Source organism: Acinetobacter silvestris (genome assembly GCF_002135235.1).
Classification (GTDB): Bacteria; Pseudomonadota; Gammaproteobacteria; order Pseudomonadales; family Moraxellaceae; genus Acinetobacter; species Acinetobacter silvestris.
This window is the reverse complement of record NZ_NEGB01000003.1, coordinates 106,613-126,402: the sequence shown is the minus strand read 5'-3', so window position 1 is coordinate 126,402 and position 19,790 is coordinate 106,613. Positions and strand designations below refer to the sequence as shown.

The window sequence follows — 19,790 nt, the reverse complement described above, 5'->3', positions numbered from 1 at the left end:
ATTTATAAAAAAACCCAATAAGATCATTTTACCTAAAGGTAAACTTTATCTTACTGGGCTTGATTAATTAAGCTAGTGTTTAAACAAAATGTTCGCTATTTATTTAAAACACTTAAACATTTACTTAATTGTTCAATTGAATGTATTTCATTCAACCTTAATTATTACGTGCATCTTGATCTTGCTGTATTAATTCAATTTTATAACCATCAGGATCTTCAACAAAAGCAATCACCGTGACACCACCTTTCATTGGGCCAGCTTCACGAACAACATTTCCACCACGCTCTTTAATTTCTGCGCAAGCTTTATAGGCATCATCGACCCCAATCGCAATATGACCATAAGCGTTGCCTAATTCATAACTAGACGTATCCCAGTTATGAGTCAACTCTAAAACCGTATTATTAGCTTCATCACCATAACCCACAAATGCTAATGTGAAACGACCTTCTGTATAATCACGTTTGCGAAGTAATGTCATACCGAGCACTTCAGTATAGAACGCTAAAGAGTGTTCTAAATTGCCTACCCGTAACATGGTATGTAACATGCGCATATTATTCACCTTTTTCAATTTGAACCGAATTTTGATGTACTTTGAGTAATTTCGCCACCCAAACCACAAGTATTAAAATTGGAATACCGATCAATGTGGTCATCAAAAAGAATTTTGGATAACCAATATTAGTCACAATTGTACCCGAATAACCACCCAATATTTTAGGAGTCAAAGTCATCAATGAACTAAAAATGGCATACTGTACTGCTGTAAATGAAACACTGGTCAAACTCGATAAGAATGCAATAAATGCCGCACCAGCTAAACCTGAAGCCAAATTATCCACAATAATCGCGAAATAGAGCCAATTTGAGCTATATTCTTTGACCACCTTACCTTTAATTTCGACCATATCTTGTGATTGAGTATTCACCACAGCAAGCGGCTCAATATCAATACTCAAACTATCCGCTTTAGACGGTGTCTTCGTCTGAACTTGATAAGTTAAATTCAGCGGTGTGATTGCTGCTAATTGTGGATCGATGACTTGAATAGAAATAGTTTTATCTGAAGCAGATGCAAGTGCTTGACCATCCACTGCCCCACTAAATAAACCGTGATCATCAATTTTTGCAGGATAAGGTTTACCACCCAATACAAAGATAATACTGTTAGCTTGATCTAGTTTATTCAGATCAACACCATTTAATTGCCCTTTCAGCACGACACTTTGTTTTAACTCATCCATAGAAAGTTGATTATCCTGAGAAATAGGAAAAACCAATAATTGAGGCTGATCAGATTGCTTTAAATAGGGTAATTGAGCGACCGCTTTAGATTGTTGATGCTCAAATTGCGTTTGCACTTGAATATGGTCCGTTTGAGCCAACTCAGCGCTAGGAACTTTAAGTTTCCAATAACCAACTTCATCGGCTTGTACAATATAGTTTTTTGTCCCCACTTGTACATTCACATCAGCAATTTGCTGACCCGACTTGACCAGTCCAATAAAAATCAAATTGGTTGAACTGGCCAGAATCGCACCCACAAACATCAATTTCATAATGTTCATACGTTGTGCCAATAAGCCACCTAAAAAACCACCGACCAAACTAAAAATAACCCCGTAAATCTTTACTGCTTCTGCTATCTGCTGCTTAGTAAAATTAAGATCTTGATAAAAAACGTTAGAAATTACGCCAGCAATGATATCGGAAATTCGATAAAAACCAATGAGTAACAACAGCACCAAAGCAAGTTTCACCCCATAGCGTTTAAAGAAATCTGCAATCGGATTAACCCAAGTTTCATATGCCATCTGCTTATTGACGACACCGACTTTAATCAGAAGTGTTGCAATAAAAATTGCGCCTGCACCCGAAGCTAAAAACCGTGCTGTTTCAGTTAAAAATTTAAGGAAACTGTCCTCAATTTTCCATTGTGTTTGAATATACTGAACAAGATAATCTGAATAAATATAGAAACATACAAAGCTAACTACCACGATAAGAAACACAAAGACTAAACGATAATAATCGGTCTTTTTATAATGTTTATCTATACGATTAACAAATGGTTCGCGAATACTTAAAGTTGTAATAATTCCGACGAGCATGACTGCAGCCATGGCTAAATAGGTATATTTCCAGGCTTCATAAATATAATTGCCTTTCGCCGTACCTAAAGATGCTGCAAGAAATAACGCACCTGCTCCAGCAATGATCATCCCAATACGATAACCTGCATTATAGGTCGATGCCAAAACTGTTTGCATTTCAGTTTCTGCTAGCTCAATACGATAAGCATCAATCACAATATCTTGTGTGGCGGCTGAAAAACCAAGTAATACGGCTCCACCTGCCATTTGATACAGATAACTTTGACCTAAAGCAGGATCTGAAAATGCCATAATACAGATGGCACAAATGATCAGCATTTGTGCAATGAGTAGCCATGCACGACGTCGACCTAAAGTTTTGGTCAAAAATGGGACAGGTAATTCATCTATGAGCGGTGCCCATACAAATTTAAATGAATATCCTAAGGCTGCCCAACTAAAAAAAGTCACAGCACTTTTGTCAATTCCAGCTTCACCAAGCCATAAAGACAAGCTCGAAAAGATTAAAAGGATTGGAATGCCTGCGGAAAAACCCAAAAACAGCATAATTAAGGCACGACGGTCTAGAAATGCCTGAAAGGCTGATTTCCAACCAGATGTTTGCGTTGTCATTGCGTTATTATTTTCTGCAAAATTAAATAGTGCTATTCAACCGCTTAATGCAAGAGGATTCAATGTTTATTATGAAATCATTATCGCAATTTGCAGATATTTCATCCAAGTCAGCTTGATATTTTCATGTAAACCTGTATACCTTTAAACTTTCTACCGCACTTTAGTTTCGGATTTCACCTGTGACCCAAAAACACGATCAAACTGCACCAAACACATTATCGGATACAACGACGACAACAACGAATTTTGAAAAAATTAGAAAACCATTCCCATCGGTATTTGAACAACCTGATATCCAAGAGACCTTGGTTCAGACTGCACTTAAACCTGAGCAGCTCTCACATGTCCCTGACACGGCATCTATGCCCATTTCAACCAAAAAAATTAAACCATTAAATAATTTTTTGGGCCAAGATCGTGCCAAAGCTTCAGTTGAAGCAGGAATTGCTTTACCTTATTCTGGCTACAACATCTTTGCTGTTGGTACTGCTGGCTTAGGCAAACGTACGATGATTAAACGTTTGCTAATGCAACATGCCAAAAATATACCTACCCCGAATGATTGGGTCTATGTCAATAATTTTCAGCATGCACGTCAGCCGATCGCGCTAGAGTTTCCTGCTGGGCAAGGTAGTAAATTTGAAACACTCCTCCATCAAACTTGGCAAACCATTTTAAAACAGCTTGAACGACGTTTTAGTGCTGAAACCTACCACAATCGGATTGAGCGAATCCGTCAAGCAACTGGGGATGAACAGCAACACGTCTTAGTTGAACTGACCAAAGAAGGCGCTGAACTTGATCTTAAACTGATTAATCGTGATGACGAACATTGCTTTATTCCCGTTTATTTCAAAGATGATAAAATTCAGGAACTGACTCAGCAGCAAATAAACGCGCTCAGCAGCAAAGAGCGTGCTGAAATTACAGCCAATATTCGCTATATGGATAAAAAGCTCCAGCGCCTAGGCTTACAATTGGGAGACTTAGAAGATGAAGCTCGAGATCAAGTCTCTGAGTTAAATCGTGATATTGCTAAACAAGTGGTACTTCCACGTTTTGAAATTATTTTAAATAAATTTGAAACTGTACGAGGACTTGAGCACTATCTAAAGTTGTATGCTGAGGACATCATTAATAATGTAGAAACGATTCTTGACCAGGAAGGAGATGAGTTCTCTCCTGCCTTTTTTGATCGTATACCCTCACGTTATCAAGCCAATGTAGTGATTCATAATAAGCCGAATACGGGTGCACCGGTTATTTTTGAAGATTTTCCTACCCATTATAACTTGTTGGGGCATGTCGAACAGCTGACACAGAATGGTACCATTACCACGGATTTTACCTTAATTCGTCCGGGTTCTTTGCATCAAGCCAATGGTGGTTTCTTAATCTTAGAAGCAGAACAATTGCTTGAGCAACCTTATGCTTGGCAAGGTTTAAAACGTGCATTGAAATCAGGTCAATTAAAACTCTCTTCTTTAGAGCACATGTTAACCTTGACGGGTAGTATCTCCATTGAACCGGCCTCTATTCCATTGAATTTGAAAGTCGTGTTATTGGCTGAACCTGAAATTTATTATCAAATTTTAGAAGTTGAACCTGAGTTGGGCAGTGTTTTTAAAATTCGTGCCGATTTTACCGACACATTACAACGTAATGACGAAAATGAACAAGCGTACATGCAGTTGATTGCCGATTATGTGCAACAAGACAAATTACTGCCTTTTGATCGCTCTGCTCTGTCTGCGCTACTCACCGACTCTAGTCGTCAAGCTGAAGATCAAAGTTCATTGTCACTCCATGCACTCACCCTCGGCGATTTAATTCGTGAATCACATCATCACGCTGCTCAGTCAGGCGAAAAAATGGTGACTGCATTCCATATCAATACTGCACTTAAACATCGCCAATATCGCCTAGGCTATTTACGCGAGTTATACTGGCAAGATCTGTCTCGTGGCACTCAATTAATTGAAACTCGCGGCCATCGCTTAGGACAAATCAATGCACTTTCAGTCATTCAATACGCTGACGTGGAATTTGGTTTACCTTCTCGCTTAACTGCATCTGTCTATCAAGGTGGCGGCGATATTCTCGATATTGAACGCAGTGTTGAATTGGGTGGATCTTTACATGCCAAAGGTGTGCTATTGATGTCCAGCTTCTTAAAAGCACATTTTGGCCGTGAACAGATTCTACATTTTTCTGCGGCGCTAGCTTTTGAACAAAGCTATGGTCAAGTAGATGGTGACAGTGCTACGGTTGCCGAGCTATCCGCATTAATTTCAGCCATTTGTCAGATTCCAATTGATCAGTCTTGGGCCATTACCGGTTCGATGAACCAACTTGGTCAAGTACAGCCGATTGGTGGCGTGAATGCGAAAATTGAAGGTTTCTTCGATGCCTGTAAATTACAAGGTTTAACTGGTAAACAAGGGGCAATCATTCCACGTCAAAATATGCAGCACTTAATGATTCGACAGGATGTGATGGATGCCGTTGCAAATGGCCAATTCCATATTCATGCTATTGATACTATTGACCAAGCATTAGAAATTCTCATGGCTCGCCCTGTAGGCACCTTGAATAAAAAAGGTCGCTATAGCAAAGGCTCCATTTATGAAGCGGTGATGGAACAACTTGAATATTGGCAAGCGATTGAAGATGGTGCTGACCTAACGGAAAAACCAAAGAAAAAGAAAAAAAAGAAGAAAAAATCTAAAAAAGCTGAAAAATTAGCTGTACCACTTGCTGAGGAAAAAATTGAAGATGCACTATTACAAGATGCTCCAGTTCATCTAAAATCCTCAACTAAATAATCGTAGCTGATCCTTAAACATAAAAAAGCACCTAATTAGGTGCTTTTTTAATATCTTCAGCTTTAAATTAAGCTTCTGGTGCAGGACTATATTGTTCTACTAATGGTTTTAACTCACCATTTTGGAACATTTCAGACATAATGTCGCTACCACCGATCAATTCACCATTGATCCACAATTGCGGAAATGTCGGCCAATTTGCAATTTGTGGCAAAGTAGCACGAATATCTTGGTTTTCCAAAATATTGACATAAGCAAATGGACGACCAATTTGGCTAAGTGCTTCAACTGCACGAGCAGAAAAACCACATTGTGGAAATTGTGGAGTACCCTTCATGTAAAGAAGTACAGCATGTTTAGCAATTTGATCGCGAATTAACGCTTCTGTATCGCGCACTTGTTCAGTCATTGATAAATCCTCAACTCATCTGCCTGCATTATACCTAAAACCACAATAAAGAATACTTGTTGAAAATTATTTCCAATTTAATTTGTATTAAGGCTTTAAATATCTGATAGATTTTGCTTATATAAACTTTTATTTTCCACCTAGCAGATAAGAGTTAGTTATGAATAACATCACCCTCGCTCCGGTACAACCTGATCAACCCTCTCATTTGATGCCTGTATTTGGTCGTCAACCGATCAGCTTTGTTCGTGGTCGAGGCTCTTATCTTTATACTGAAGATGGTACTGAATATTTAGATGCACTCACAGGTATTGCTGTTTGTGGTTTAGGTCATGCACATCCTGTCATTGCAGAAGCGATTGCAGAACAAGCTGCAACACTTATTCATACTAGTAATATTTATGAAGTTCCTTGGCAAACTGCTGCTGCACAAAAACTTGCTGAAGTTTCAGGCATGGAAGAAATTTTCTTCTCCAATAGTGGTGCAGAGTCAAATGAAGGTGCCATTAAAATTGCACGTAAATTTGGTTTCTTACAAGGCATTGCTCATCCGAAAATTATTGTCGCAGATCGTTCTTTCCACGGCCGCACCATGGCAACACTTGCAGCGACTGGTAATAAAAAAATTCAAGAAGGTTTTGGTCCTTTAGTTGAAGGATTTATTCGTGTTCCTTTTGGTGATATTGAAGCAATTGAAGAAGCAGCTATTCATCATCCAGACATCGTCGCTATTTTAGTTGAACCCATTCAAGGTGAAGGTGGTGTCAATACAGCACCTCAAGGCTTTAGCTACCTAGAAGAAATTCGTCAGATTTGCAATCAACACAATTGGTTAATGATGTTAGATGAAGTCCAAACCGGTAATGGTCGTACTGGTAAATACTTTGCGTATCAACATACCAACATTATTCCCGATGTATTAACCACAGCCAAAGGCCTAGGCAATGGCTTCCCCATTGGTGCAGTTATGACTCAAGGGCGTGGCGTAGGCGTGTTAACCGCAGGCAACCATGGTTCTACTTATAGTGGAACTGCTTTAGGTTCTCGTGTGGTTTATACCGTTATTGATTTAATGCAAAAAGAAAATATTGTAGCCAATGCAGCTGAGATTGGCAGTTATTTAGTCGATCAACTCCGTACTCAACTTGCTGATCAAAATGTCATTGTTCGTGGTTTTGGAATGATGATTGGGATTGAATTACCCAAAGCATGTTCCGAATTGGTTGAGATCGCACGTGATGAATATCATCTCATTATTAATGTAACTGCAGGCAATGTCGTACGTTTATTGCCTACTTTAAATATGACCCATGAACAAGCAGATGATTTACTCAAACGTTTAGTACCAGCCATTAAAAACTTTCTTGCTGTATAAATAAAAACCATAAAAAAGCCGCTGATTCAGCGGCTTTTTTAATTGCATTTTAATTGGCTAATGAAAGAGAGCTTAAGAAGCTTCTTGATAAACTCGTCCACCAGGTAACTGACTAAAATACAGTTTCAAAGCATCTAAACAACGATGAATTTTCATCGGTTGTTGTTCACGTTTTAATGTCATTGCGTTCAAAGTAAAGGCCGGTAATTTCCACTCAGGTAATACTTCAACTAAAGAACCATTCATCAATTCTTTTTGTACATCTAAGTAAAGAATACGTGCGATACCATGTCCATTTTGGCAGAGTGATTTTGCAACAAATACATTATTGGTTTGCAAACGATTTTTCATTTCTAAATGAACAATTTCGCCCGTCGCACCATGCTGAAAACTGAAGTGTTGATAATTTTTCATGATATTCACTGGGACTAAATCATGATGCATTAAGTCTTCAGGACGTGAAATGGGTGAAGTCTGATTTAAATAACTTGGCGAAGCCACTAAAACTTGCTCGACACGAGCAAGTGGCATTGAGCTTAAGTGATTTGAATCTTCAATTTTTGCGCACATTCGAATTGCAATATCAATACGTTCTTGAATTAAATCAATAAACTGATTATCTGCTTCAAAATGTACTGTCAAACCTCGATGCGCAGACATCCAATGTGATAAAGCAGGAACAACATGTGTTGCACCTAACTCTGGGGTGGTTGCAATACGTAATTCACCGACTAAATCATCTCTCAACTCATTAATACGGATTTTGCCACGCTCTGCCGCGGCAAGCATTTCTTGACAGCTGTGGAAAAAAGCTTGTCCAGCTTCAGTCAAACTCAATTTTCGTGTTGAACGATGCAGAAGCGTAACTTCCATTTCGTTTTCTAATGAACGAACTTGTTGACTTACTGCACTGGTAGTGATGCCCAAATCCCGTGCGGCACCACTAAACGAGCTTTTTTCAACAACACAAGCAAAAACACCCATTGCTCGAAGTTGATCTAACATAAATTTCCCTCTGAAATTATGAGCTACTTCTCTGTTTTTTAATAAAAGCAACTCTTTGTATTATACGAAGAAATTTACATTTTGCATTAAAAATATTTAATTAGTTGGTAAAATACTGGCTGGATTAATCGGTTTACCCTCTAAGCGTACTTGAAATTCAAGCATCACACGGTTTGCACCTGATGATCCCATCTCTGCAATCTTCTGCCCTGCACTGACATTTTCACCACTTTTAACCAACATCTTGCTGTTATGTGCATACGCGGTAATGTAACCACCAATATGTTTGACTAAAACCAAGTTTCCATATTCTTTCAAACCATCTGCTGCATAAACCACTTGACCATCAGCAGCGGCAAAAATCGGATCGCCTTGATTCCCACCAAAATGTATCCCTTTGATATTATTTGCTAAATTATAATTATCAATCACAGCACCATTCGACGGCTTAACCCAGCGTAATTTTGTCGATTGTACCGCTGTTACTGGAATAGTAGGTTTAACGACAGGAGCTATAGCATTCGTTTGACTGGTTGGAAGATTAATACTTTGTTTTTGAATCTTCGGTTCATTATTACTCAATGCTTGTGTCGTCGAACGATTATTTTGCATACTTCCAGATTTTTTTAATCGAAGTGACTGATTAACATAAATCCGATAGGGTTCAGCAATGTCATTCATTTCAGCAACACTGGTGTAGCTCAAACCATATCGAGTCGCAATTCCACTTAAAGTATCACCAGAACGAACCGTATAATACTCTGGTGCATTGGCATAACGCACAGTATTATGAATTTGTGGTTTCGATGCACAGCCTGTGAATACCAAAGTTGAAGTCATTGCGACAGCCATTAAAGCAATGTTTACCCATACTTTAGACATTTTTTTAACGTACTGTGGTTGAGCCAAAAGCATTGATTTCCCTCTCACATTTAAAATTAATCTTCAAATTAACTCAAGACTATCAAAAAAGTATGGAGATTCCCTGTGAAATTCTACTTTTTCACAAACTTATAACATTTTGTCGCAATTATTTCGTATTTTGCAGCATTTGCGTTTGCAAACTTGCCAATATTCCATAATTAGTGGCATCCATTTGAATTGGTGTGATACTTACAAAACCATTTGCGATAGCAAAAAAATCGGACTGAACAGGCATTAAGTTCTTTTTCGGATCGGTGATTGCCTCTCCAGCAAGACCAATCCAATATACTTGACGACCACGCGGATCAACATGGCTACTGATCGGTTTAGATTGAACTCTTCGTCCTTGATAGGTAATTTGTGCACCTTGAATTTCAGCCACATCAGGAATATTAATATTTAAAATATGACGAGGCGGTAATTGCGGAATACCCTTCGCAATAAAATCATGCACCCATTGGGCCGCTTGTGCATATTCTTCAGGGCGTTCATAAGAGCGCACATTCGTTCCTGCTAAGGATACAGCGATAGCCGCTTGTTTCATCAAACGCCCCTCAAATGCAGCCCCAACTGTACCTGAATACAGCACATCATCGCCTAAATTTGCACCATTATTAATCCCGCTAACGACCAAATCAAATTCAATATCAAATAGCCCATTCATCGACAAATAAACACAATCCGCAGGTGTTCCATTTACAGCCCACATATCAGGTGCGACTTGAATCGGGCGAAGTGGTCGGTCTAAAGTTAAAGCACTCGAAAAACCACTCCGTTCACTTTCGGGCGCAACAATGACAACACGACCCAAAGGACGCAATGCCTTGGCGAGTGCTTGGAGACCTGGTGCAAATACACCATCATCATTGGCAATTAAAATATTCACATTAATTCTCGATAAGCAATAAAATGACTAGTGAGTTATTTTATTTTAAGTTATTGAATAATTATATATAGTTAGCTCGCTAAATTTATACCAAATTTGTGGGGAAATCATGTCTACTCGTTCACTTAATCGCATTTTATGTTTAAGTCTCTTTATTTTATCCGCTCATTCTGCTTTTGCAGAAAGCTTAACGACAGCAGAATCTGACTCACTGGTTAAAGAAGATATTGCATCAGCACAAGTTTTAGCCACAGTTTGCCCAAAAATTTTGGGAAAAAATGCTATTTTAGAAAAAAAAATGCAGCAATTAAGTGAGTCTTATTTGAAAAATATGTCAGTCAAAAGCACGACCCTTGCTCAATTAGCTCAAGATTCTGAATATCAAGCTATTTTAGCAGCAGCATTTGCCGATGCTGCTGAAGTAGATCAAGATGAACAAAAATCTGTATGTGGTGAAATCTTAGAAATTAACGACTAATTTTCCAAGTATTTTATTTATTTTCAAGACATTGCCCTATGCTTAAATTTAACAATTTAAAATAAATTGTATAGGGCAAATATCCATAGCATCGTAACAAACCAACATCTTCAATACATTTTTGCTATTTTTTTTGCATCAAAATTGTTTAATCTACACAAATCATAAAGTTACTTCTTTTAGGTTTTTCATGTTTTCCAAACTATTCAAGATATCATCAAAATTGTGTGCTTTAGGAATGATAGCGGCTTCATTCACTCTATTACCGCACGCTTATGCAACAGAACAAAAAACTGAAGAACATGCGGAAAATATTGAAGTAACACAACAACAAGTCAGTGCAGAAGAACTTGCCGCAATCTTTGTTCTCTCTGAAATTTGCCCAGCTTTAATTGAAAAAAATCAAGAATTTGATGAGGGTTATGCTAATTTACTCAAAGAGTATCTACCTCAAGAAAAAAACCCAGCCGCCGCAATAACCAACCTAAGCAAACAGGCCAATTTTCAAAAAGCATTAACCGAAGCACGTGAAGATGCGAAAAAAGCAGGCAATGCTGAAAATACTGAAGTTTGTAAAGATGTCTTAAATTACAACGCTTAAAATGAATTAGTTACAATAAGTCAGCAATAAGCCGGTTTCATGTATAGAAGTCGGCTTGGCTTTACCCTAAAATGCAAAGCTATTTTAGTGCTTACATAAGATTGGAACTACCTAGAATGACCCGAAAAAGCGCCATTGCTGCATTATTAGTCCTACCTTCATTTTCCTATGCAGCAACTGTCTTATCTACTCCACCAGAACTAAATAATAAATCTTACGTTTTGATGGATTATGAAACAGGGCAAGTCCTCGCAGCAAAAAATGAAAATGAAAAATTAGCCCCTGCGTCTATGACTAAAATGATGACTAGCTTCATCATTGAACAAAAACTATTAAAAGGCGAACTCACCGAGAATGAAAAAGTTCGCATGAATGAGTCAGCATGGTGTAGAGGCAGCAGTACTGAATCATGTATGTACGTCCCTTTGAATGGCACTGCAACTGTTCTTGAAATGCTACGCGGAATTATTATTCAATCTGGAAATGATGCCTCTAAAGCGATGGCTGAGCATATTTCTGGAAATGAAGGTTCATTCGCTTATGAGATGAACCAAGAAGCTAAAAAAATTGGAATGTCCAATACGCATTTTATTAATGCGACAGGTATGCCAGCAGAAGGCCATTATTCAACTGCAAAAGATATGGCAACACTTGCAAAACACATTATTCATGACAGTTCAAAATATTATCCAATTTATTCTGAAAAAGAATTTAGCTTTAATGGTATTAAGCAAGGTAATCGCAACGCACTTTTATATACAGATCCAAGTGTCGATGGTTTAAAAACAGGTCATACGGATGAAGCTGGCTACTGTTTAACAACATCGGCTAAACGTGGTCCATTACGTTTAATTTCTGTGATTTTTGGGGCACCATCAATGAACGAACGTGCCAATCAAACACGTTCTTTATTGGCTTGGGGCTATTCAAACTTTGAAACCGTAAGCGTAAAACCTGCAAATCAAGCGCTTGCCAAAGCCAAAGTATATTTTGGTAAAACCAATGAAGTACAAATTGGCTTAGCTGAGAACTTCAATGTGACTATGCCTAAAGGTCAGGCAGATGCTATTAAAACGCAAATCACAGTTCAACCCAACTTAAATGCCCCTCTTCAACAAGGTCAAGTGGTTGGTAAATTAACTGCAACTTTAGATGGTAAAGTGATTGCTGAAAAACCACTTGTAGCATTAAAAGCAGTTGAAGAAGCTGGTTTCCTCTCTCGTATGATTGACCATATTAAAATGTTTTTTAGCAACTTATTTTAATTAATACGTTCTAAACATTAGACGAAAGCATCCATCTCTTAGATTTGGGTGCTTTTTCTTTTATAATCGTTTCAACTGTAGATATTTAGACATGGAATACGTCAATGAAAAAGAATATTCGTCCTTATTTAGACCATCATCCTAAAATTGACTCCACTTGTTATATTGATGATCTCTCAGTCCTTATTGGTGAAGTTTCTTTGGCTGAAAATGTTTCAGTCTGGCCATTTGCTGTGATTCGTGGCGATGTTAATCATATTCGAATTGGGCAAAATTCAAATGTTCAAGATCACTGTATGCTACATGTGAGTCATAAAAATGATGCTAAACCAAATGGGTCGCCATTAATTATTGGTGAAGATGTTACCATCGGTCATCATGTAACCTTACATGGTTGTACCATTGGCAATCGCGTTTTAATTGGCATCAATACGATTGTTTTGGATGATGTAATTATTGAAGATGATGTGATGATTGGTGCTGGCAGTTTAGTTCCACCGCGTAAGCGTTTAGAAAGTGGATATTTATATGTCGGTAGTCCTGTACAGAAAATCCGCCCTTTAACAGATAAAGAAAAAGAATTTTTGCCTTATTCGGCAAGACATTATGTAAAAGTGGCAAATAATTATATCAATTCTACTAACTGATCATTATGAATATTCAGTTAAGTACATGTCACAAGTTGAGCTTATATTGGAAAATGAAACATAACACTTATATTTTAACGATTTGGAATGTTGTGTTTCGTCTAATAAGCGCTTATGTTAAATGGAAAGTCATTTAGCGGTTGATAAAAAATAATTAAAGAGGTTTTATATAGTCTTTACAAACGTATCCATCAGCACCTAAGCCATTTAAATTGATAGAAATTTTTACCCAGCCATTATGATTTTCCTCATAGACTTTCAAAAAATTCCCTTGAGGAATGATTAATTTCGACTCACTTGCTAAATCAGGAGCTGATCTTAGATGTATTGCAGAAGTTGTGACAGCTTTAGATTCAATACCATTGATATAAAATATATACGCTTCCTCATAATTATTAAATTGATCTAGTTGACCAAAATACAGACTATAAATAACTAAAATTACTTCTAGCGTTCGCCAAATTAACTCTCTTTTATCTACGTTTTTGGGAATAGTTGGAAAATATTTATTTAGATTAATTTTTTCAGAAACAAGCTCTTCGAAAACTTTTAATTCTTGATCAAAGTCTACTTCCTACTTTAATTTCTCATTAAATTTTTCTTGAAATTCTTTAGTATTGACAATGTTGACTAATGATTTTTGAAAACAACTGGATCATTGATATAATTGTGAAAAGCTATAACCATCTTATTTAAAGCAATTAAGGCCTGTTGCATTTCCGAACTATTAAATAAATTATTTAAGCCTTTATGGGCTTTTTCTAAGACTTCGCCCCAAACCTGAATGTTCTTTTGAAGATCTGGATTATTAGTAAATTTTGCAATTTCACTTAGTGGGATAGACAAATTTATAGCCCTCTACTTTTAATAATTTCTAAAATTAACATCATATACTTATACGCATTTTATTTTTATATCAATATAAACCAATCACTTAAGGTTTTAAAAAATCTAACACCTACCCTATTTTGATTTTCTGGCGACTCTTCACATTCCACACCTATTATGTAACCATTATTTCACAAGATTATAAGCGAATATTTATAGCGAGTTATCATCTATTTCATACTATCAAAGAAAAAATCTTTCAACATAGCCACCACGCCCTAAATTTTGTAGAATATGGCTTTACTCCCATGGTGTTACTGAATGACCACTTGGACTCCGCACGTTACTGTTGCAACAGTTGTTGAAAAAGACGGAAAATTTCTGTTTGTAGAAGAACATTCAGAAGGCGTTACCCATACCGTATTCAATCAACCTGCTGGACATGTAGAGGCTGGTGAAACCATCATTCAGGCAGCTATACGTGAAACCATGGAAGAAACTGGTTATGCTGTAGAAGTAGATTCATTATTGGGAATCTATACCTATACGCCACCGATGTTTCCAGATCGTACTTACTATAGATTTTGCTTTTTAGCGCATGTGCTTGAGTATTTTCCAGAAGCTCCGTTAGACACAGGAATCATTGGTCCTGCTTGGATGACCTTAGAAGAACTGTTAGAATCTGCCCGTGCGCGTAGCCCACTGGTGATTAAAGCTGTACAAGATGCACTTTCTGGTCAAAAATACCCTTTATCGCTCGTTTATGAGCATCAAAATTCTCCCTTAATTTCAAATTTGGATGCCTAATCCTATGCAACAACGTGTCATCGTCGGTATGTCTGGTGGTGTAGATTCTTCTGTTTCTGCAGCGCTCCTCCTTCAACAAGGATATCAAGTTGAAGGACTTTTCATGAAAAACTGGGAAGAAGATGACGGCACGGAATATTGCACGGCAATGGATGATCTTGCCGATGCGCAAGCGGTTTGCGATAAAATTGGGATTAAATTACATACTGCCAACTTTGCCATGGAATATTGGGATCGTGTGTTTGAGCATTTCCTTGCAGAATATGCTGCGGGTCGTACGCCTAATCCAGATATTTTATGCAATAAAGAAATTAAATTTCGTGCATTCTTAGATCATGCGGTTAATTTAGGTGCAGATTTTATTGCGACTGGACATTATTGTCGTCGTGGTGAAACCATGACCAATTCCAAAGGTGATCAATACGCTCCTTTACTGCGTGGTGTAGATAACAATAAAGACCAAACCTATTTTTTACATGCGGTACACGGTCGCGAAATTAATAAGACCTTGTTCCCTGTCGGTGAAATTGAAAAACCAGAAGTCCGTCGAATTGCGGAAGAACTTGGTTTAGCCACAGCCAAGAAAAAAGACTCAACTGGTATTTGCTTTATTGGTGAACGCCGCTTCAACGATTTCCTTAAACAATATTTACCCGCTCAACCTGGTAAAATTGTTCTAGATACAGGAAAAGAGGTTGGTGAACATCACGGCTTAATGTACTATACGCTCGGTCAGCGTGGTGGTATCGGCTTAGGTGGAATTAAAGATGTCGCTGAAGGCGCATGGTTTGTTCTACATAAAGATATCGAAGGAAATCGCCTAGTGGTTGGCCAAGGTCATGAACACCCATTAATGCTCAGTACCACATTATGGAGTGAAAATATTGACTGGGTTGCCGGCGAACAAGCGATTCCTGAAATGGGTTTCCGATGCACGGCCAAAACTCGATATCGCCAACCCGATCAAACGTGTACAATTTTTAAAGATGATGCCACACCAAATGGTGTACGTGTAGAATTTGATGAGCCACAACGAGCAGTTACACCAGGTCAAAGTGTAGTGTTCTATGTGGGTGAAACGTGTTTAGGTGGTGGTGTGATTCACCATACCAATGCACCAAAACCAGACTTTATTAATTAAAGTTTCAAAATTGTTTAAAGGAATTTAGGCATGGTTGAGTTACCCTTTCAACAGCCTCGTACTTTGAATCAACGTCAAAATCGTGCGTTGGCATTAGCAGCTGTGTTCCAAGCAACACAGCTCACGCATATGAATGCAGTGTCAGGACGACAAAGCATTGGTGAAAGTGGTCATTTTTATTTTGAGCAACTGATTAAAGCCAGTTTAAATATTCGTCCTGCTGACAATACCTCGAATCAAACTTTAGATTTTTTTAGTCAGCTGGCCGATATCTCATTAGGTTTAAAAACCCTCGAAAGTAGTATTACCCAACCATTCAATACCTCACCCAAATCTCGCATTCCGAAAATGGCAAATGCAAAATTGCCTATGACCTATGCGATGGCTTTATTGGCCTTAGAAAAAAAAGTATATAGCAAACCCGAATATGTTGAAATTATTGAAAAATCTCAACAAAAAATTCTTAAGCAGTTATCTTTCTTCGATAATGACTATCTACATCCCAGTATAATTGCCAACTTAGCGCAAACCTATGTCGAAACTGCAGGACAGATTAATCCCCGTATTTTAGTTCGTGGTAATGCAGAAGCCTTTAAAGATGCTTCGCATACCAACCGAATTCGCGCTTGCTTATTTACCGGCTTACAAATGGCACATTTATGGCGTCAATTGGGCGGTAGCTCATGGAATATGATTTTCAGTAAGCGCAAGTTACTTCAAGATATTCAAGATCTCGCTCGATTACAGTATCAGGTGGTTTAAATCTACTTTGTAACGAGCTTCCGTTTCGGTTTAATTCCAAAATTTAAGGAATCTATATGAACGCTTTAACCGCACTTTCTCCATTAGATGGACGTTATGCGAGCAAATGTGATGCTCTACGCCCTTTTCTCTCTGAGTTTGGTTTAATCCATGCTCGTGTGACTGTTGAAGTGCGTTGGTTACAAGCGCTTGCAAATCGTCCTGAAATTACTGAAGTTCCTGCTTTTAGTGCAGCAACCAATGCTGCTTTAGATGCAATTGTTACAGAATTCTCTGAAGATGATGCTAACCGTATTAAAGAAATTGAACGCACCACCAATCATGACGTGAAAGCAGTTGAATATTTTCTTAAAGAAAAAATTGCACCGATTGCTGAATTAAAAGATGCAGGTGAATTTATTCACTTTGCTTGTACATCTGAAGACATCAACAACTTATCTCACGCTTTAATGTTGAAAAATGGCCGTGATGTTCTTGTTGAATCTATGCAAAAATTGATTGATGCCATTGTAGCATTAGCTGAACAACATGCTGATCAACCAATGTTGTCTCGTACTCATGGTCAAACCGCAAGCCCAACCACTTTGGGTAAAGAAATGGCAAACGTGGCATATCGCCTTGCACGCCAAATCAAGCAATTCAACAATGTTGAACTTTTGGGTAAAATCAATGGCGCTGTAGGTAACTACAACGCACATTATTCTGCTTATCCAGACATCAATTGGCCTGCGCATTCACAAGCATTTGTTGAATCTTTAGGCTTAGATTTCAACCCGTACACCACGCAAATTGAACCACATGATTACATGGCGGAACTTTTTGATGCATTACGTCGTTTCAATACGATTTTGATCGACTTTAACCGTGACGTTTGGGGCTATATCTCTTTAGGTTTCTTCAAACAACGCTTAAAAGATGGCGAAGTTGGTTCTTCAACCATGCCACATAAAGTTAACCCAATTGACTTTGAAAACTCTGAAGGTAACTTAGGTTTAGCCAATGCAGTATTGGCACACTTAGGCGAAAAATTACCGATCTCGCGCTGGCAGCGTGACTTAACCGACTCAACTGTGCTTCGTAACATGGGTGTTGGTTTTGCACAAAGCTTAATCGCTTTTGAGGCATGCTTAAAAGGTGTGGGTAAACTTGAGTTAAATGCAGCACGTATCAATGATGACTTAGACAATGCTCAAGAAGTATTAGCTGAACCAATTCAAACTGTTATGCGTCGTTATAACGTTGAAAAACCATATGAAAAGCTTAAAGCTTTGACTCGTGGTCAAGCTATGACACGTGACATGATGGTTGATTTTGTTAACGGTAATGAACTTGTGGCTGTTCCTGCTGCTGACCGTGCGCGTTTAGCTGAAATGACACCTGCAACCTATACTGGTAATGCAGCTGATCAAGCGAAACAGATTAAAGATTTAATTACTAAAATTTAATCATCATACAGTGATGTATTGAATGTAAAAATGCGGAGCTTTGGCTTCGCATTTTTTATACTTTTTAATTACAATGCGTGAATTATAATTACAGATAAAAATGCAGTGATTTATTATAAACTGACTTTAAAACATTGGCTTTTACTCGCCATTTTAGGATTTTCAATTATTCTTGCAAGCATCCAGCCACTTGAAATGGAATCTTATTTGTTGCATCAAGTGGGTACATTGTTGATGTTAATTGCACTATTCTTCTGTCAAAAAAAGCTCGGGTTAAGCTATACAGCATTTCTGTTCTATATTTTATTCTTACTCATTCATGTTTCTGCTGCACACTACGTATACTCCTACGTCCCTTACAACGATTGGATAAAATCAATTTTTCATTTTGATTTAAACCAAGCCATGGGCTGGACACGCAATATGTATGATCGCTTGGTGCATTTTGTCTATGGTTTATTTCTCTACCCCTTCTTTTATCGTTTATTCCAAGTATGGTTACCAACATTAAAGCCAAAGATATTATTTATTTTGGTGATTCAATTTGTCATGGCGAGCAGTTTATTTTATGAATGGATTGAATGGTGGATTGCTATTAGTCTCTCACCAGAACAAGCCGAAAACTATAATGGTCAACAAGGTGATATTTGGGATGCTCATCAAGACATGCTCTTGGCAACGATAGGAGCAATCATGACTGGACTCATACAACTATGCTTCATACCGAAGCCAATTAAATCCGATTAATTTATTATTTATAGTTTTACTCTAAAGCTCTAATTTTCGGCTTTGTCATTCAAAATTCTATCTCTAAATGAATCATGTCATGACAAAATTGTACATTTCAACTATGCTTAAATTAAACAGTATTAAAACAATTTAAGCATATGACTTATTCACATCATGCAGAACAACATTATATTCATCGCACTGGTTGGTTACGTGCCTCTGTACTAGGTGCAAATGATGGAATTATCTCTGTCACCAGCTTAGTTATGGGAATGGCTGCCAGTGGGGCTTCTACGCATATGCTCCTGATCACCTGTATTGCTGGTTTAATTTCAGGGGCAACCTCAATGGCTGCTGGTGAATATATCTCGGTTAAATCCCAATCCGATATTGAAAAAGCGGATTTAAAATTTGAGGCCAAAGAATTAGCAAAAAATCCACATTTAGAACTCAAAGAACTCACACAAATTTATATTCTTAGAGGATTAACGCCTGAACTGGCCCATGAAGTCGCCATCCAACTGACTGCAAAAGATGCGCTTGAAGCCCATGCACGTGATGAAATTGGCATTAATGAAATAACCGCGGCAAAACCGGTTCAAGCGGCACTTTCATCAGCCATATCTTTTTCAGCTGGGGCACTATTTCCAATGATCTCCATTCTCATCAGCCCTGACCAACATTTAGAAATGATGGTCTTGATTGTAGGAATTCTTTCGTTAGCCGCATTAGGGGCTGTATCGAGTTATTATGCTGGAACATCTTTAGCCAAAGGGAGTTTAAGGGTCACTGTTTGGGGCATTGCCGCGATGGCTTTTTCTAGTTGGATTGGTTCATTATTCCAAGTGAATCCCCTTTAATGTCATCACTATCCACAACAGAGTATTGTAAAAATACTGAATGTACTTTCTCTTCATAGGATAGAAGG

Annotated in this window: 19 protein-coding genes; 12 read left to right on the top strand and 7 right to left on the bottom strand. The window is 37.9% G+C overall.

Annotated elements, in window-relative coordinates; all coding sequences use genetic code 11:
* Positions 1-157 precede the first annotated feature (157 nt).
* Positions 158-559 (bottom strand): lactoylglutathione lyase, encoded by a 402-nt coding sequence (gene gloA, locus B9T28_RS06730; protein ID WP_086203231.1) that lies wholly within the window; start codon positions 557-559, stop codon positions 158-160.
* Position 560: 1 nt separating this feature from the next.
* Positions 561-2,732, bottom strand: coding sequence for an AmpG family muropeptide MFS transporter (locus B9T28_RS06725; protein ID WP_086203230.1), 2,172 nt, complete (start codon positions 2,730-2,732; stop codon positions 561-563).
* Between the two features lie 182 nt (positions 2,733-2,914).
* Here B9T28_RS06725 and B9T28_RS06720 point away from each other — a divergent pair, with 182 nt between their 5' ends.
* The gene (locus B9T28_RS06720; RefSeq protein WP_086203229.1) at positions 2,915-5,560 is read left to right on the top strand and encodes an ATP-binding protein; all 2,646 of its coding nucleotides are present in this window, start codon (positions 2,915-2,917) and stop codon (positions 5,558-5,560) included.
* Between the two features lie 67 nt (positions 5,561-5,627).
* Here the strand turns inward: B9T28_RS06720 and grxD are convergent, their stop codons facing one another.
* Positions 5,628-5,969: a Grx4 family monothiol glutaredoxin gene (gene grxD, locus B9T28_RS06715; protein WP_086203228.1), complete on the bottom strand. Its 342-nt coding sequence runs from the start codon at positions 5,967-5,969 to the stop codon at positions 5,628-5,630.
* Between the two features lie 160 nt (positions 5,970-6,129).
* On the opposite strand from grxD, the gene B9T28_RS06710 reads away from it, so the two are divergent.
* Positions 6,130-7,344 (top strand): aspartate aminotransferase family protein, encoded by a 1,215-nt coding sequence (locus B9T28_RS06710; protein WP_086203227.1) that lies wholly within the window; start codon positions 6,130-6,132, stop codon positions 7,342-7,344.
* 72 nt (positions 7,345-7,416) lie between these two features.
* Here the strand turns inward: B9T28_RS06710 and B9T28_RS06705 are convergent, their stop codons facing one another.
* From B9T28_RS06705 to surE, 3 genes are all read right to left on the bottom strand, one after another.
* Positions 7,417-8,349 (bottom strand): LysR family transcriptional regulator, encoded by a 933-nt coding sequence (locus B9T28_RS06705; protein ID WP_086203226.1) that lies wholly within the window; start codon positions 8,347-8,349, stop codon positions 7,417-7,419.
* 96 nt (positions 8,350-8,445) lie between these two features.
* On the bottom strand, positions 8,446-9,264 hold the full coding sequence (locus tag B9T28_RS06700) for a peptidoglycan DD-metalloendopeptidase family protein (protein WP_086203225.1): 819 nt from the start codon (positions 9,262-9,264) through the stop codon (positions 8,446-8,448).
* Positions 9,265-9,379: 115 nt separating this feature from the next.
* Positions 9,380-10,159 (bottom strand): 5'/3'-nucleotidase SurE, encoded by a 780-nt coding sequence (gene surE / locus B9T28_RS06695; RefSeq protein ID WP_086203224.1) that lies wholly within the window; start codon positions 10,157-10,159, stop codon positions 9,380-9,382.
* 109 nt (positions 10,160-10,268) lie between these two features.
* On the opposite strand from surE, the gene B9T28_RS06690 reads away from it, so the two are divergent.
* From B9T28_RS06690 to B9T28_RS06675, 4 genes are all read left to right on the top strand, one after another.
* Positions 10,269-10,637, top strand: coding sequence for an MCR_0457 family protein (locus B9T28_RS06690; RefSeq protein ID WP_086203223.1), 369 nt, complete (start codon positions 10,269-10,271; stop codon positions 10,635-10,637).
* Between the two features lie 238 nt (positions 10,638-10,875).
* Positions 10,876-11,238 (top strand): MCR_0457 family protein, encoded by a 363-nt coding sequence (locus tag B9T28_RS06685; protein ID WP_252053535.1) that lies wholly within the window; start codon positions 10,876-10,878, stop codon positions 11,236-11,238.
* A gap of 116 nt (positions 11,239-11,354) precedes the next feature.
* The gene (gene dacC, locus B9T28_RS06680) at positions 11,355-12,503 is read left to right on the top strand and encodes a D-alanyl-D-alanine carboxypeptidase PBP5/6 (protein ID WP_086203221.1); all 1,149 of its coding nucleotides are present in this window, start codon (positions 11,355-11,357) and stop codon (positions 12,501-12,503) included.
* Between the two features lie 104 nt (positions 12,504-12,607).
* Positions 12,608-13,150 carry a gamma carbonic anhydrase family protein gene (locus B9T28_RS06675; RefSeq protein WP_086203220.1) on the top strand — a complete coding sequence of 181 codons (543 nt, stop codon included), beginning with the start codon at positions 12,608-12,610 and terminating at the stop codon, positions 13,148-13,150.
* Between the two features lie 630 nt (positions 13,151-13,780).
* Here the strand turns inward: B9T28_RS06675 and B9T28_RS06670 are convergent.
* On the bottom strand, positions 13,781-13,996 hold the full coding sequence (locus B9T28_RS06670) for a hypothetical protein (protein WP_086203219.1): 216 nt from the start codon (positions 13,994-13,996) through the stop codon (positions 13,781-13,783).
* A gap of 303 nt (positions 13,997-14,299) precedes the next feature.
* On the opposite strand from B9T28_RS06670, the gene B9T28_RS06665 reads away from it, so the two are divergent.
* The 6 genes from B9T28_RS06665 to B9T28_RS06640 all read left to right on the top strand — a co-directional run bounded on the left by B9T28_RS06665 (position 14,300) and on the right by B9T28_RS06640 (position 19,722).
* A complete protein-coding gene (locus B9T28_RS06665) occupies positions 14,300-14,785 on the top strand; it encodes an NUDIX hydrolase (protein WP_086203218.1) in 486 nt (161 codons plus the stop codon).
* Positions 14,786-14,789: 4 nt separating this feature from the next.
* On the top strand, positions 14,790-15,926 hold the full coding sequence (gene mnmA, locus B9T28_RS06660; protein WP_086203432.1) for a tRNA 2-thiouridine(34) synthase MnmA: 1,137 nt from the start codon (positions 14,790-14,792) through the stop codon (positions 15,924-15,926).
* A gap of 30 nt (positions 15,927-15,956) precedes the next feature.
* Positions 15,957-16,688 (top strand): high frequency lysogenization protein HflD, encoded by a 732-nt coding sequence (hflD, locus tag B9T28_RS06655; protein WP_086203217.1) that lies wholly within the window; start codon positions 15,957-15,959, stop codon positions 16,686-16,688.
* Between the two features lie 56 nt (positions 16,689-16,744).
* On the top strand, positions 16,745-18,133 hold the full coding sequence (gene purB / locus B9T28_RS06650) for an adenylosuccinate lyase (RefSeq protein WP_086203216.1): 1,389 nt from the start codon (positions 16,745-16,747) through the stop codon (positions 18,131-18,133).
* 105 nt (positions 18,134-18,238) lie between these two features.
* Complete coding sequence (locus B9T28_RS06645) at positions 18,239-18,880, top strand: DUF2238 domain-containing protein (RefSeq protein WP_086203215.1); 642 nt, start codon at positions 18,239-18,241, stop codon at positions 18,878-18,880.
* 140 nt (positions 18,881-19,020) lie between these two features.
* Positions 19,021-19,722 carry a VIT1/CCC1 transporter family protein gene (locus B9T28_RS06640; RefSeq protein ID WP_086203212.1) on the top strand — a complete coding sequence of 234 codons (702 nt, stop codon included), beginning with the start codon at positions 19,021-19,023 and terminating at the stop codon, positions 19,720-19,722.
* Positions 19,723-19,790 lie beyond the last annotated feature (68 nt).

Coding starts and splice junctions, on each gene's coding strand:
- gloA (WP_086203231.1), bottom strand. CDS start 559: ATGCGCATGTTACATACCATGTTACGGGTAGGCAATTTAGAACACTCT.
- B9T28_RS06725 (WP_086203230.1), bottom strand. CDS start 2,732: ATGACAACGCAAACATCTGGTTGGAAATCAGCCTTTCAGGCATTTCTA.
- grxD (WP_086203228.1), bottom strand. CDS start 5,969: ATGACTGAACAAGTGCGCGATACAGAAGCGTTAATTCGCGATCAAATT.
- B9T28_RS06710 (WP_086203227.1), top strand. CDS start 6,130: ATGAATAACATCACCCTCGCTCCGGTACAACCTGATCAACCCTCTCAT.
- B9T28_RS06705 (WP_086203226.1), bottom strand. CDS start 8,349: ATGTTAGATCAACTTCGAGCAATGGGTGTTTTTGCTTGTGTTGTTGAA.
- B9T28_RS06700 (WP_086203225.1), bottom strand. CDS start 9,264: ATGCTTTTGGCTCAACCACAGTACGTTAAAAAAATGTCTAAAGTATGG.
- B9T28_RS06690 (WP_086203223.1), top strand. CDS start 10,269: ATGTCTACTCGTTCACTTAATCGCATTTTATGTTTAAGTCTCTTTATT.
- B9T28_RS06685 (WP_252053535.1), top strand. CDS start 10,876: ATGATAGCGGCTTCATTCACTCTATTACCGCACGCTTATGCAACAGAA.
- dacC (WP_086203221.1), top strand. CDS start 11,355: ATGACCCGAAAAAGCGCCATTGCTGCATTATTAGTCCTACCTTCATTT.
- B9T28_RS06675 (WP_086203220.1), top strand. CDS start 12,608: ATGAAAAAGAATATTCGTCCTTATTTAGACCATCATCCTAAAATTGAC.
- B9T28_RS06665 (WP_086203218.1), top strand. CDS start 14,300: ATGACCACTTGGACTCCGCACGTTACTGTTGCAACAGTTGTTGAAAAA.
- mnmA (WP_086203432.1), top strand. CDS start 14,790: ATGCAACAACGTGTCATCGTCGGTATGTCTGGTGGTGTAGATTCTTCT.
- hflD (WP_086203217.1), top strand. CDS start 15,957: ATGGTTGAGTTACCCTTTCAACAGCCTCGTACTTTGAATCAACGTCAA.
- purB (WP_086203216.1), top strand. CDS start 16,745: ATGAACGCTTTAACCGCACTTTCTCCATTAGATGGACGTTATGCGAGC.
- B9T28_RS06640 (WP_086203212.1), top strand. CDS start 19,021: ATGACTTATTCACATCATGCAGAACAACATTATATTCATCGCACTGGT.